General features: G+C 65.8%; 14 protein-coding genes. 12 read left to right on the top strand and 2 right to left on the bottom strand.

Features of this window, described 5'->3' with window-relative positions; all coding sequences use genetic code 11:
• The first annotated feature begins 1 nt into the window (after window position 1).
• The 5 genes from alr to tsaD are packed head-to-tail and all read left to right on the top strand — an operon-like array spanning window position 2 to window position 4,121.
• The gene (gene alr / locus ACUYMZ_RS14825) at window positions 2-1,243 is read left to right on the top strand and encodes an alanine racemase (RefSeq protein WP_426003577.1); all 1,242 of its coding nucleotides are present in this window, start codon (window positions 2-4) and stop codon (window positions 1,241-1,243) included.
• Window positions 1,240-1,821 carry a tRNA (adenosine(37)-N6)-threonylcarbamoyltransferase complex ATPase subunit type 1 TsaE gene (gene tsaE, locus ACUYMZ_RS14820; RefSeq protein ID WP_481604125.1) on the top strand — a complete coding sequence of 194 codons (582 nt, stop codon included), beginning with the start codon at window positions 1,240-1,242 and terminating at the stop codon, window positions 1,819-1,821. Before alr ends, tsaE begins: the two co-directional genes overlap by 4 nt.
• Complete coding sequence (gene tsaB, locus ACUYMZ_RS14815; RefSeq protein WP_426003575.1) at window positions 1,821-2,492, top strand: tRNA (adenosine(37)-N6)-threonylcarbamoyltransferase complex dimerization subunit type 1 TsaB; 672 nt, start codon at window positions 1,821-1,823, stop codon at window positions 2,490-2,492. The genes tsaE and tsaB overlap by 1 nt, the downstream gene beginning before the upstream one ends.
• Window positions 2,493-2,502: 10 nt before the next feature.
• On the top strand, window positions 2,503-3,006 hold the full coding sequence (gene rimI, locus ACUYMZ_RS14810; protein ID WP_481604123.1) for a ribosomal protein S18-alanine N-acetyltransferase: 504 nt from the start codon (window positions 2,503-2,505) through the stop codon (window positions 3,004-3,006).
• Window positions 3,003-4,121 carry a tRNA (adenosine(37)-N6)-threonylcarbamoyltransferase complex transferase subunit TsaD gene (gene tsaD, locus ACUYMZ_RS14805; RefSeq protein ID WP_426003572.1) on the top strand — a complete coding sequence of 373 codons (1,119 nt, stop codon included), beginning with the start codon at window positions 3,003-3,005 and terminating at the stop codon, window positions 4,119-4,121. Before rimI ends, tsaD begins: the two co-directional genes overlap by 4 nt.
• Window positions 4,122-4,160: 39 nt before the next feature.
• Here the strand turns inward: tsaD and ACUYMZ_RS14800 are convergent, their stop codons facing one another.
• The gene (locus tag ACUYMZ_RS14800) at window positions 4,161-5,312 is read right to left on the bottom strand and encodes a glutamate--cysteine ligase (protein ID WP_426003570.1); all 1,152 of its coding nucleotides are present in this window, start codon (window positions 5,310-5,312) and stop codon (window positions 4,161-4,163) included.
• 175 nt (window positions 5,313-5,487) lie between these two features.
• On the opposite strand from ACUYMZ_RS14800, the gene ACUYMZ_RS14795 reads away from it, so the two are divergent.
• Genes ACUYMZ_RS14795 through ACUYMZ_RS14785 form a run of 3 tightly spaced genes read left to right on the top strand, consistent with a single transcriptional unit; the run spans window position 5,488 to window position 7,654 of the window.
• A complete protein-coding gene (locus ACUYMZ_RS14795) occupies window positions 5,488-6,651 on the top strand; it encodes a GTP-binding protein (RefSeq protein ID WP_481604121.1) in 1,164 nt (387 codons plus the stop codon).
• Window positions 6,652-6,676: 25 nt separating this feature from the next.
• Window positions 6,677-6,799: a type B 50S ribosomal protein L36 gene (gene ykgO, locus ACUYMZ_RS14790; RefSeq protein WP_011693081.1), complete on the top strand. Its 123-nt coding sequence runs from the start codon at window positions 6,677-6,679 to the stop codon at window positions 6,797-6,799.
• A 42-nt stretch (window positions 6,800-6,841) separates the two neighbouring features.
• Complete coding sequence (locus ACUYMZ_RS14785; RefSeq protein ID WP_481604118.1) at window positions 6,842-7,654, top strand: shikimate 5-dehydrogenase; 813 nt, start codon at window positions 6,842-6,844, stop codon at window positions 7,652-7,654.
• On the opposite strand, the gene ACUYMZ_RS14780 is transcribed toward ACUYMZ_RS14785, so the two are convergent.
• The gene (locus tag ACUYMZ_RS14780; protein WP_481604116.1) at window positions 7,651-8,898 is read right to left on the bottom strand and encodes a THUMP-like domain-containing protein; all 1,248 of its coding nucleotides are present in this window, start codon (window positions 8,896-8,898) and stop codon (window positions 7,651-7,653) included. The two genes, ACUYMZ_RS14785 and ACUYMZ_RS14780, sit on opposite strands and share 4 nt — an antisense overlap.
• A gap of 68 nt (window positions 8,899-8,966) precedes the next feature.
• Between ACUYMZ_RS14780 and ACUYMZ_RS14775 the strand changes: the two genes are divergently transcribed.
• From ACUYMZ_RS14775 to ACUYMZ_RS14760, 4 genes are all read left to right on the top strand, one after another.
• A complete protein-coding gene (locus ACUYMZ_RS14775; RefSeq protein ID WP_481604114.1) occupies window positions 8,967-9,389 on the top strand; it encodes a hypothetical protein in 423 nt (140 codons plus the stop codon).
• 193 nt (window positions 9,390-9,582) lie between these two features.
• Window positions 9,583-9,879, top strand: a complete 297-nt coding sequence (gene groES, locus ACUYMZ_RS14770) for a co-chaperone GroES (protein WP_018776625.1) — start codon at window positions 9,583-9,585, stop codon at window positions 9,877-9,879.
• Between the two features lie 84 nt (window positions 9,880-9,963).
• Entirely contained in the window at window positions 9,964-11,577 is a 1,614-nt protein-coding gene (gene groL / locus ACUYMZ_RS14765; RefSeq protein ID WP_426003562.1) for a chaperonin GroEL, read from the top strand.
• A gap of 168 nt (window positions 11,578-11,745) precedes the next feature.
• Window positions 11,746-13,383, top strand: coding sequence for a LuxR C-terminal-related transcriptional regulator (locus ACUYMZ_RS14760; RefSeq protein WP_481604112.1), 1,638 nt, complete (start codon window positions 11,746-11,748; stop codon window positions 13,381-13,383).
• Window positions 13,384-13,397: the final 14 nt, after the last annotated feature.

Below are 13,397 nucleotides of genomic sequence, written 5' to 3'. Positions count from 1 at the left end.
GGTGACTTACGAAGCAGCGGCAGACATTGGGATCGGTTCCAGGCCCTCCATAGCAAAATCGGCAGTACTGGAACGATCGGCCGTGATCGACCTCGAGGCCATCCGGCACAACGTCCGCCAGTTCGTCGCCATCGCCTCTCCGGCCGCCGTCATGGCCGTGGTCAAAGCCGATGCCTACGGCCACGGTGCGGTGCAGGTAGCCCGTGCCGCCCTGGAGGCCGGAGCCCGCTGGCTTGGCGTGGCGCACATTTCGGAGGCCCTGGCCCTGCGCGCTGCCGGTATCGATGCCCCGTTGCTCGCCTGGCTGCACACCCGCGAAAGCAACTTCCAGGCGGCAGTGGCCGCCGGCGTCGACGTCGGAATTTCCGGGTGGGAGCTGGATGCGGTTGTGGCTGCGGCCCGCGAGCAGGAACGCCCCGCCCGGGTCCACCTCAAGGTGGACACCGGCCTGGGCCGCAATGGCTGCACCATGGCCGACTGGGACCAACTAGTGGGACAGGCCATGGAATACCAGGATGAGGGCCTGCTGCGCGTAGTGGGGATCTTCTCGCACCTGGCAGTGGCGGACGAGCCGCAACGGCCGGAGACCGACCAGCAGTTGCAGGTGTTCCGTGAAGCACTGGCCATCGCCGAAGACGCCGGCGTGGACACCGAAGTCAGGCACATCGCCAACACGCCCGCAGCACTGTCCAGGCCGGATTCGCATTTCGACCTCATCCGCGTGGGGCTCGGGATCTACGGATTGTCGCCTTTCGCCGGCGCCACCTCCACCGAACTCGGCCTGCACCCCGCCATGACCGTGCGGACCCTGCTGTCCAACTGCAAGAAAGTCCCCGAAGGCCAGGGGGTGTCCTACGGTCTCCACTACCACACCAGCGAAGAGAGCACGCTGGGCCTGGTACCGCTGGGCTACGCTGACGGGGTACCGCGGGTGGCTACCGGCGGACCGGTCCGCGTCAACGGCGTCAACTACCCGGTGGTGGGCCGGATCGCCATGGACCAGATGGTGATCGACCTGGGCCCCCTGACGGCTGAGCAAACAGCTCAACTCAAGGGCAGCGAAGCCGTGATGTTCGGTGATGGCGCCGACGGCGGACCCACCGCAGACGACTGGGCGGCGGCCGCGGGAACCATCAACTACGAGATCGTCACCCGCATCAGCCCCAGGGTACCGCGCAGTTACGTCAATGAAGCTCCCTCCGGCGCCGATGCCCAGGTGGAACCGGAAGCGGCGGCGCTGTGAGCGGGCCCCAGTGGGAGCGCACCCTGAGAGTTACGACGGCGGAGCAGACCCACGCCGTCGCGGCGGCACTGGGCGGTGTCCTTGAGGCGGGCGACCTCTTGGTGCTCACCGGGGAACTGGGTGCCGGGAAGACGACCTTCACGCAAGGACTCGGCGAGGGACTCGGTGTGCGTGCCGGGATCATCTCGCCCACTTTCGTCCTGGTGCGGATCCACCCGAACCTTCCGGACGGTCCGCGGCCAGGCGGGCCGGACCTGGTCCATGTGGATGCCTACAGGCTGGAATCGTCCGCGGAGATCGACGACATCGACCTGGAAAACACCATGGACACGGCCGTGACCGTGGTGGAGTGGGGGCGTGACCGGGTGGAGCACCTTTCCGCCAGCAGGCTCGACGTGGAACTGCACAGGGCTGTGGGCGCGGGTTCCCCCGGTGCAGGTGGCACCACTACCGACGCCGTGCTGGACTTCGACACCGAAGACGACGACGAGCCACGCACCATCATTTTCCGCGGCTTTGGTCCCCGGTGGTCCGAGGCCCCGCCCATGCTCGAAACAAGCCAGGAAGGAGACCGCTGATGCTGATCCTCGCCATCGACACCTCCGCCGTGGCCAGCGCTGCCCTAATCTCCGATGCCGCCATGGAATCGGTGGTGGATTCCTTCGCCACGGAGGACACCCGAAGCCATGCCGAGGTCCTGGCGCCGGGCATCGACAAGCTCCTGGCCGGTGCGGGCGTCACCGGTGCGGACATCGATGCGATCGTGACCGGCGTGGGACCGGGACCCTTCACCGGACTTCGGTCCGGGATCGCCACCGCGCGCACCTTGGCGTTTGTCTGGAACAAGCCCTTGTACGGCCTGATGAGTCTGGACGCGATCGCGCTGGAAGTCGCTGAGTCCACGGCCGCTGTCCCGGAATTCCTGGTCGCCACGGATGCACGGCGCAAGGAGGTCTACTGGGCCCGCTACACGCTCCCGGAAGGGCAGCTGCCGCAGCTGGCCGACGGCCCGCATGTGGGCTTCGCGTCCGGCTTGCCGGACCTTCCGGTCTTTGGTGCCGGTGCCGGGCTTTACGCTGACGATCTCAATGCCGTGGAAGATTTTGCGCTGGCGCAGCCGGACGCTGCGTCCCTGGGCCAGTTCGCCCTGGCGAAGCTGGCGGCGGGGGAGCAGCTCCTGGACTCCACGCCCTTGTACCTGAGGGAATCCGATGCCCAGGTTCCCGGGCCCCGCAAGCGGGCGTTGTGAGGTGGCAGGCGTGAAGCTCTCTCCCAGGCTTGAAAGCGCGGGGATCTCCCTGCGGGACATGACCGAGGCCGATATCCCGGCCGTGGAGGCACTGGAGCGCCGGTTGTTTCCGGTTGACGCGTGGCCGGTGCAGATGTTCTTCGACGAGTTGTCCCAGCCCGAAACCCGCCGCTACGTGGTGGCGGAGGCAGCCGGCCGGATCGTGGCGTATGCGGGCTTGATGTGCATCGAGCCCATAGCGGATGTCCAGACGATCGCCGTCGTTCCTGAATACGAAGGCAAGGGAATCGGCTCCGCGGTCCTGACCGAACTTATCGAGGAAGCGCGGCGCCGCCGCGCGGCAGACGTCCTGCTGGAGGTCCGGGCAGACAATCCGCGGGCCCAGCAGCTGTACCTGCGCTTTGGGTTTGAACAGATCCATGTCAGGCCCCGGTACTACCGCGACGGCACCGACGCCTTGATCATGCGTCTTTCCCTCACCGAACCACACCCCACAGAAGGAACCGAAGCGTGAGCGTTTCCTCCCCGCAGCATCCGTTGGTCCTGGGCATCGAGTCCTCCTGCGACGAGACCGGCGTCGGGATCGTGCGCGGAACCACGTTGCTGACCAACACGGTGTCTTCCTCCATGGATGAGCACGTCCGCTTTGGCGGTGTGATCCCCGAGATCGCCTCCCGGGCCCACCTGGACGCTTTCGTGCCCACGCTGCGGGAGTCGTTGCAGGAGGCCGGCGTAACCCTGGACGAGATCGACGCGATCGCAGTCACCTCCGGGCCGGGCCTGGCGGGAGCGCTCATGGTGGGCGTGTGCGCAGCCAAGGCGCTCGCGGTGGCCACGGGCAAACCGCTGTACGCCATCAACCATCTGGTGGCCCACGTGGGTGTGGGGCTGCTGGACAAGGCGCCCGACGCCGGTGCTGCCGCCGGCCTGGGTGCCGGCGACCTGCCGGAGAACCTTGGAGCACTCCTGGTGTCCGGGGGCCATACGGAGATCCTGCGCATCCGGAGCATCACTGACGATGTTGAGTTGCTGGGTTCGACTATTGATGACGCCGCAGGCGAAGCGTACGACAAGGTCGCCCGCATCCTAGGACTCGGTTACCCGGGCGGTCCCGCGATCGACAAAATGGCCCGGCAGGGAAACCCGAAGTCCATCCGCTTCCCGCGTGGATTGACGCAGCCCAAGTACATGGGAACGGCCGGGGAGCATGGCCCGCACCGGTATGACTGGTCCTTCAGCGGCTTGAAGACCGCTGTGGCACGGTGCGTGGAGCAGTTTGAAGCCCGGGGCGAAGAGATCCCCGTGGCTGACATCGCAGCGGCTTTCCAGGAAGCCGTGGTGGACGTCATCAGCTACAAAGCCGTGCTCGCGTGCAAGGAGAACGGGATCACCGATGTCCTGCTCGGGGGCGGCGTTGCGGCCAACTCGAGGCTCCGGGAGCTGACTGGCCAGCGCTGCGCTTCTGCGGGCATCAAACTGCACGTGCCGCCGCTGGGCCTGTGCACGGACAACGGTGCCATGGTCGCGGCACTGGGCGCCCAGCTGATCATGGCAGGGATCGGACCCAGCGGCCTTTCCTTCGCCCCGGATTCATCGCTGCCCGTCACCACGGTGTCAGTACCTGCCTGATCCGGACGTGGGCGTGCTGCCCATGTCCGGTTGGCCGGATCAGGCGTCGGGACCTTTGCGCATCTGCTGGACCAGGTCCATCACCACTGCCTGGAGATCGCCGTTGTGTTCGGCGGCTACGCGGCGCTGGCGCTGGTAGCTGGCGCCCCGCTCGATGATCCTGGTGACGTCGGCCAGTTCCTCGGAGCACCCGAGCTTTGCTGCCACGGGTTCCAGCCTCTTGATGGTTTCGGCCAGGTGGTCGGTGACCAGCTGTTCGTTCCCGGCGGCGTCGAGGATGATGATGGCTTCCATCCCGTAGCGGGCGGCGCGCCACTTGTTTTCCTGGACGTGCCATGGCGGCATGGTGGGGATGGTTCCGCCGGCGTCCAGGATGGAGGAGAACTCGTCCACCAGGCACTGGGTGAGCGCCGCGATGGCGCCGACTTCCTCCAGCGTGGCCAGGCCGTCACAGATCCGCATTTCAATGGTTCCCAGTGCCGCGACCGGGCGGATGTCCCAGCGGATCTCTGAAATGGCATCGATCACGCCGGTGGTGAACATGTCCTGGACGTAGGACTCGTAGGCTTCCCACGTATCGAACTGGAAGGGCAGGCCCGCCGTGGGGAGCTGCTGGAACATCAGTGCGCGCTGGGATGCGTAGCCGGTCTCTTCCCCCGCCCAGAAGGGGCTGGAAGCGGACAGGGCCTGGAAATGCGGGAAGTAGTTCACCAGGCCGTCCAGGATGGGAAGGACTTTGTCCCGGCGGTCAATGCCCACGTGGACGTGGACGCCGTAGATCACCATCTGCCGGCCCCACCACTGGGTGCGCTCGATCAGCTTGGCGTAGCGTTCCTTGTCGGTGACCGGCTGGAGCAGGGGAGGGCTGAACGGGTGGCTGCCTGCGCAGAAGACCTCCACGCCCAAAGAGTCGGTGACCGAGCGGACGGCGGAGAGTGACCGGTTGAGGTCCTCCTTGGCCTCCTTGACCGTGGTGCAGACGCCGGTGACGAGTTCCACCGTGTTCAGCAGAAGTTCGCGCTTGATGTGCGGGTGTTCGTCGTCCTCGTTGAGGCCTGGGTGGTTGGCGGCGACGCCCTTGAGGACCTCGTTGGCTACAGAGACCAGTTCCCCCGTTTGTGCATTGACCAGCGCCAATTCCCATTCCACACCCAGTGTCGACTGCCTGGATGGCGCAAACTCAATCTGCACGTAGTCCCCTCGTTGTGTCTTCAGGCCGGTGGAGTCCCGGCCCGGCGTTGCCCCGCTGCGGGGCCGCCAGCGGTCGGCACAAGTCTAGTGCAGCGGAGCGGCCCGGCATGCGGCGGCGCCGGACATTAAGTCCGGTTGAATTGATAATGCGAATGATTCGCAATAGACTGCCTGCATGCACCTCACCATCGTCAGCTCCCTCGACAGCCAATGCCGTGAAGCCGCCGCTGCGCGGCTGGGAAACACGCATGCGAACTCCGCCGTCGTCCTCCATGACCTCCTCGATGGTTCCCTGGTCCTGCGCCGCGTCTACAGGGACGGCAAGCTCTTCGAGCGTGAAACCACGGTGCTGGAACACGGCTGCCTCAGCTGTACTGTGCGCCTGGACGTGGTTCCTACGGCAGAACGCCTGGCCTCCTGCGGCTTCGACCACGTAGTCCTGGGCCTCCCGCCCGGAGTGGCTTCCGGGATGGCTGTGACCGAGTTGCGGCAAGGACTCAGCAGGCCTGCTGTGATCGACAATGCCGTCCTGTCCCTCGATCCCGCGGACCTGGACGACCACATCTGGGACCGCCACACCCTGTTCGAGTCAGGCTTTACGTCCATGCAGCAGGACGACCGGACCAGCGGCGAGTTCCTGATCGGTGAGTTCGGGCAAGTGGATACCGTCATGATGCATGCAGGCCTCGGTGCCGAGCTGACAGGACATGCCGGCAGCGGATCCGATGCCTGGCGCAGCGGCATGGAACTGCTGGGACAACTGGCACCGCACGCCGCCGCCGTGGGAACCGGCGACGACTTCCTGCCAGGATGCTTCGACGACGCAGAGGCCCAGGCAAGAACCAGGCCCGGAACCGTGCGCCTGCCGTTGACCGATGCCGTGGGTTCCTACCGCACCGTGCTGCACAAAGCCCCCAGGCCGCTGCACCCCGGTCGCTTCCGTGACGCCCTGCCCAGGCTGGCGGCGGGAAGCCACTGGATGCGGGGACGACTGTGGATCGCCTCGGCAGCCACTACGCGCATCGCCGTCCAAGGCATCGGCCCCCGTGTTTGGCTGGAGAGCACCGGCACCTGGCTGGCCGACGCCCAGGCCACAAGCTCAAAGGCGGGTCGTACCGCACTGGTGCCGCCCGGCGTCGAACCCGTCCTGGAATGGCATCCAGAATATGGCGACCGTGGCACCGTACTGGCGGTGACCGGACGCTCGGAGGATGTCGATCCCGCGGAAATCGGGCGCCTGCTGGAAGGCTGCCAGCTCAGCGACGCCGAGATGGCACGCGACGGCGCGGTCTGGGAGGACCCGCTGGACCTCAGCGACGCCCTCCAAAGCCCCCACTGATGGAACCAAAGAAAAGGAGCACCACATGAAGGTCCGGAACTCGCTGCGAGCCCTGAAGAAGATCCCCGGCGCCCAGATTGTCCGCCGCCGCGGCCGCACGTTCGTCATCAACAAGAAGAACCCCCGGATGAAGGCCCGCCAGGGCTGACCGTTGCGGGCCGGGCACTGCCGGACGCTGTTTAATGGGTTCATGCCCATCCTGAACAAAGACATGTCCCTGTGCATATCGCTGGCGGCCCGGCCCAGCAACATCGGAACCCGGTTCCACAACTACCTCTACGATCTGCTGGGCCTGAACTTTGTTTACAAGGCATTCGCCCCCGCAGACATCACCATGGCAGTGGCCGGCATCCGTGGCCTGCCTATCCGCGGCGCAGCTGTTTCCATGCCGTACAAGGAAGCCGTGATCCCGCTGGTGGACGTCATGGACCCCTCGGCGCTGGCCATCGACTCCGTCAACACCATCGTCAACGACCACGGCGTGCTGACCGCCTACAACACGGACTACATCGCCATTGCCCGGCTCCTGGCGGACCACCAGGTCCCCTCAACGCACTCGGTGCTCCTCCGTGGAGCCGGCGGCATGGCCAAGGCCGTCGCCGCGGCGCTCCGGGATGCCGGTTTCACCACGGTGACCATCGTGGCCCGCAACGAAGCCAAGGGCAGGGCGCTCGCCGATCTCTACGGTTTCGGCTGGCAGGACGATGTCAACGGCTCCACGGCGGACCTCATCATCAATGTGACACCCCTGGGAATGGCCGGCGCCGACGAGACCGCCCAGTCCTTCAACGACCCGACCATCGCCGCGGCCCAGGTGGTGTTCGACGTCGTGGCCCTGCCCGCTGAGACTCCGCTGATTTCGGCTGCGCGGTCGGCAGGCAAGCCGGTCATCACTGGCGCGGAAGTGATCGCCATCCAGGCAGAGGAACAGTTCGTCCTGTACACAGGCGTCCGTCCCACGCCGGAACAGGTACGCGAGGCTTCGGAGTTTTCCCGGCGCTAGCCTGCCTGCTGTGCGTGCGTTGCCGGTTCCACCACGATTGCCACTCTGTCCTCGCCGATCCGGGTGAGGACCAGGGTGGCTGTTTTGCCGCCCTTGGACTTTGCGGCGGGCTTGCCGGGCAGCAACTGCTTCCTCAGTTCCTCCGGGGTGACTGCTGTTCCCCGCTTCTTGATGTCCAGCACGGTGATGCCATTCGCTTTTACCCAGGCCTTCAGCGCCTTGACGTTGTACGGCATGGTCTCGATGACTTTGTAGGCGCGGGCGAACGGTGAGTCGTGCAGCTCCGGGGCGAAGATGTAGGCGATGTGTTCATCCGCCAGGTGCCCGCCCAGCCGTTTGGCGACGTCGGCCACCAGTCCTGCGCGGATCACCGCACCGTCCGGTTCGTACAGGTAGCCTTCAACAGGCCCGACGGCGGCTGCCGGACCGCCGTCGAAATCCTCGCCGCTGGTGATCTCCGCGGCGCCCTGCGGCCCGATCACGAGGGCGGCCCGGCGTACCCCGGGGCGGGCGACGGCGTTGAACCACAGGGTCACCTCCGTGACGTCACCGCCCACCGAAACCCACTGGGCCTCGCAGCCGTCAGGGACCGAATCATGCGGCATGCCCGGGCCCATCTTGACTCCCACGGACCGTCCGGTGGAGGCAAGGTGTTCCACGAACGACAGTGGGGGAGAGAAGGCCTCAGGGTCCCAGATCCTGGTGGTGCCGGACGTCGAGGTGGTGCGCCGGGCGGGATCCAGCCAGACACCGTCCACGCCATCCAGCTCAACGGAGGCAGCATCGGCGTGCACCACCACTGCGTGGGGGAACGGCATGAGGTTGATGGTGGCACAGGCGGCCGTGGTTTCATCCATCTCCACGGCGGTAACTGCGATATCCATCGACGCCAGGGCCAGGGAATCGGCTCCGAGCCCGCAGCCCAGGTCGGCAACATGGGTGACACCGGCCTTGGCGAAGCGCTCGGCGTGGCGCGCGGCGACATTGAGGCGCGTAGCCTGTTCCAGGCCCGCCTGGGTGAAGAGCATCCGGTGGGCGAACTCGCCGAACTTCGCCTCGGCCTTGGTGCGCAGGCGGGACTGGGTCAGGACGGCCGCCACGAGTTCGGGGGAGTGCCCGGCCTTGCGCAGATCCGCGTTCAGGGCCAGGGCGTCGGCTTCCCGGTAAGGCCCGAGCGACGCCAGGAGATCCCATCCTTCGGTAGTCAGCAAAGGTGCAAGGTGTTCCTGGGGAGCGTTGGGCATGGCATCCAGCCTAACGTTTTCGCGTCCCGGACCGGGACGATGGTGATCAGCCCGATAGGGTTGATTTCATGGAAGACACCGCAGCTCCGCAGCCCTCCGACACCAACAACACCGGCGGAAACCAATCCGTCCGGCCCGGAGCCGATGGACATTCCGCCGGCCGGTCCTTTTCCACTTATGCCCGTCCTGCCCTGATCGCCGGCGTGGTGATCGCGGTGATCTGCATCGGCCTGCTCATCGTCATTTTTGCCTTGGATTCCTTCAATGCCGCCGCCTACTCGGTGACGGGCAAGAGCGTCAACGATGCCACCGACGAGGCCCGTGACATCCGGGAGTTGTATACGGGTGCCCGCACGGGCGGGACCATCGGCCTGGTGGTTTCCGGCGTCGTGGCAGTTGCGTCGGGGATTGCGCTGTACCTCAACCGCGGGGCTGCGGCGGCGGACGGCGATGACGAGGATTACGATCTGGACGATCTCCGGGACCAGTAGCGGGTTCACCCATGACGAAATGCTGGCACTCGCCTTGACCGAGTGCTAACGGCTTACATAGAGTCTGTGTTAGCACTCTCCCCGTGAGGCTGCTAACCACGCCAGGTAAGCTGCCGGCACCGCGACGACGGTTGCACGCCTCGGCACCCTTGTTCTTAGTCCATGAATCAGCTCATGAAAAGGAGAGATCCGAGTGTCGGTCTCGATTAAGCCTCTTGAGGATCGTATTGTTGTTCGCCCGCTCGAAGCAGAGCAGACCACGGCTTCGGGCCTGGTCATTCCGGACTCCGCACAGGAGAAGCCGCAGGAAGGCGAAGTTGTTGCAATCGGCCCCGGCCGCTTCGATGACAACGGCAACCGCGTTCCGGTTGACGTAGCTGTTGGCGACGTCGTCATCTACTCCAAGTACGGCGGAACCGAAGTCAAGACCGGTGGCAGCGAGTACCTCGTTCTGTCCGCCCGCGACGTCCTCGCGATCGTCGTTAAGTAACTTCCTGGATTCCCGCACCGCAGCCACTTTGGAAACACTCCGAGCCGCCGCGGTGCGGGTTTTCCGTCTTGAAAGGACACAACCATGGCAAAGCAGCTTGCATTCAACGATGCTGCCCGCCGGTCTCTTGAGGCCGGTATCGACAAGCTCGCCAACACTGTCAAGGTGACGCTGGGCCCGCGCGGCCGCAACGTCGTACTGGACAAGAAGTGGGGCGCGCCCACGATCACCAACGACGGCGTGACCATCGCCCGTGAGGTGGAGCTTGACGACCCGTACGAGAACCTTGGCGCACAGCTGGCCAAGGAAGTAGCCACCAAGACCAACGATGTCGCCGGTGACGGCACCACCACGGCCACCGTCCTGGCCCAGGCCCTGGTCAAGGAAGGCCTCCGCAACGTCGCAGCCGGCGCAGCTCCGGGCGAGATCAAGCGCGGCATCGAGGTTTCCGTGGAAGCCATCGCCGCCCGGCTCCTGGAGAACGCCCGCGAGGTCGAAGGCACCCAGGTCGCCAACGTTGCCGCCATCTCCGCGCAGAGCGATGAGGTTGGAGAGCTTCTTGCAGAAGCTTTCGGCAAGGTGGGCAAGGATGGCGTCATCACCATCGAAGAGTCCTCCACCACCCAGACCGAACTGGTCCTCACCGAGGGCATGCAGTTCGACAAGGGCTACCTGTCGCCGTACTTCGTCACGGACGCAGAGCGTCAGGAAGCCGTCCTCGAAGACGCGCTGATCCTGATCAACCAGGGCAAGATCTCCTCCCTGCAGGAATTCCTGCCGCTGCTGGAGAAGGCCCTCCAGGCTTCCAAGCCGCTCTTCATTATCGCCGAGGACATTGAAGGCGAAGCCCTGTCCACGCTGATCGTCAACCGTATCCGCGGAACGCTCAACGTTGTGGCCGTCAAGGCACCGGGCTTCGGTGACCGCCGCAAGGCCATGCTCCAGGACATCGCCACCCTCACCGGTGCGCAGGTTGTCTCCCCGGACCTGGGCCTCAGCCTGGACACCGTTGGCCTTGAGGTGCTCGGTACTGCCCGCCGCATCACGGTTACCAAGGACAACACCACCATCGTTGACGGCGCCGGCACGGAGCAGGACGTGGCCGACCGCGTTGCACAGCTCCGCGCAGAGCTCGCCCGCACCGACTCCGACTGGGACCGCGAGAAGCTGCAGGAACGCCTGGCCAAGCTGGCCGGCGGCATCGGCGTGATCAAGGTTGGCGCAGCCACCGAGGTTGAGCTCAAGGAAAAGAAGCACCGCATCGAGGACGCTGTGTCCTCCACGCGTGCTGCCCTCGAAGAAGGCATCGTCTCCGGTGGCGGCTCCGCCCTCGTCCACGCCCTGAAGGCACTGGATGAGTCCCCGGAGGTCAAGGCACTGGAAGGTGACGCAGCTGCCGCTGTCGGCATCGTGCGCCGCGCTCTGGTCCAGCCCCTTCGCTGGATCGCCCAGAACGCCGGCTTCGACGGTTTCGTGGTTGTTTCCCGCGTGTCCGACCTTGAGGCCAACCACGGCTTCAACGCCAAGTCCGGCGAGTACGAGGACCTGATCGCCGCAGGCGTGATCGACCCCGTCAAGGTCACCCGCTCCGCACTCCGCAACGCCGCTTCCATTGCAGCCCTGGTCCTCACCACCGAGACCCTGGTTGCCGAGAAGCCGGCCGAGGAAGAAGACGCACACGCAGGTCACCAGCACTAAGCTGACTGCATCAAAGAGCCCCGGTCACGTGCGCGTGGCCGGGGCTTCTTGCTGCCTTCACCCGAGTGCGCTGCCGCTATTGTGAGCGTCCGACGGCGGCGGTACCCTGACGCTTATACGGCGGCTTGGGCGGGCCAATCCCGGCTGCTTGAGGCCGCGGGGTGAGTCATGTCAGTACCGGCCACAGCCTTGGACCAGGGCCGCTCAGCGTATTCGGAACATCGCTGGAGCGAGGCCTTGGAGTGCCTTGTTCGGGCGGACGCAGAGGGCGGCCTTCCTGCCGAGGACCTCGAAACGTTGGCATCGGTGGCCATGCTGCTGGGCAAGGACTCCCAGGGGGAGGAATACCTGACCCGGGCCCATGATGACTTCCTGGCCATGGGGGATGTACCGGGTGCCGCGAGATGCGCCGCCTGGATGGTCCTCTACCTGATGGACATCGGCGAAAGTTCCCACGGTTCAGCGTGGATGTCCAGGGCCACGCAACTGGTCGAGTCAATGAATGGTGCCGGCCCGGCGGAGGGTTACCTCCTGATTCCGTCGGCGCTCGGGGCGCTATACCACGGGAGCCCGGCGAAGAGCGAGGAACTCTTTACCCGCGCCTTGGGTATTGGACGGCGTTTCCAGGACCGGGACCTCATGGCCCTGGGGCAGCTTGGCCTGGGCACGGCCCGGTTGACCCTGGGTTTTCCCGACGAGGGGCTGCAGCTCCTGGATGGGGTGATGTTGTCTGTCACAGCGGGCGGGATATCCCCGATTCCCACCGGGATCATTTACTGTGCAGTGATCGGCAGTTGCCGGCTTGCCTACGATGTGCGCCGGGCCCGGGAATGGACCACGTCGCTGGAGCGCTGGTGCGGGGACCGCCCGGATATGGTGATGTTCAGCGGCCAATGCCAGAACCACCGGGCTGAGCTGTTCATCCTCCACGGTGCATGGGACGACGCCCTTGATGCCGCCCGCATCGCGCAGGACCGCTCGCGCCGGGGAGATCCTGAAGCCCTCTACGGGGCGTGGTACCAGCAAGGCGAGGTGCTTCGGCTCAGGGGAGATTGGGAAGCAGCCGAAGCCGCGTACGCAAAAGCCGGGGAAACAGGGTTTGAACCGCTGCCGGGCTTGGCGCTGATGCGGGTTGCCCAGGGCAGGATTTCCCAGGCGCAGGCCATGATGCGCCGCGCGGTTGCTGCAGCCGATCCAGCCAACAGGTACCGCCTGCTGCCGGCGCTGGTGGAAGTGGAACTCGCTGCGAAGGACGCCGGAGCGGCAAGGGAAGCCGCCGATGAGTTCTCAACCCGGGCGGGGGAGTCCGTCAGGCCGTTGGAGCACGCCTTGGCAGCGCAGGCGGAGGCCGGGGTGTTCCTGGCCGAAAGCCGCCCGCTCGAGACGTTGGCGGCGGCACGGAAAGCCTGGCGGATCTGGTACAGCCTGGAGGCGCCCTTCGATGCCGCCCGTTGCCGCGTCTTGGTAGGACGCGCCTGCGCCGGGCTTGGCGACCAGGATTCAGCGGCGATGGAGTTCGAGGCAGCCAAGGCCGAATTCTCCGGGCTGGGCGCTCATCCTTCCCTCCGCGACGTCCTGGAGGTCAGCGCATCTCCGGCTGGCTCCGGCACCTCGCCGCTGAGCGCCAGGGAGTTGGAAGTCCTGCGGCTCGTTGCCGGGGGCAATCCCAACAAGGCCATCGCCCGTTCGCTCTACCTGAGCGAAAAGACCGTGGCTCATCACGTCAGCAACATCCTGACCAAGTTGTCCGTGCCGTCCCGTGCGGCGGCCACCAGTTACGCCTACGAGCACCGGTTGCTGGACTGACGCCCCAATACCGG

This window comes from Arthrobacter sp. T572 (assembly GCF_056780115.1).
Note: the sequence above shows the minus strand (reverse complement) of the source record. Positions and strands in the feature narration are given on the sequence as shown.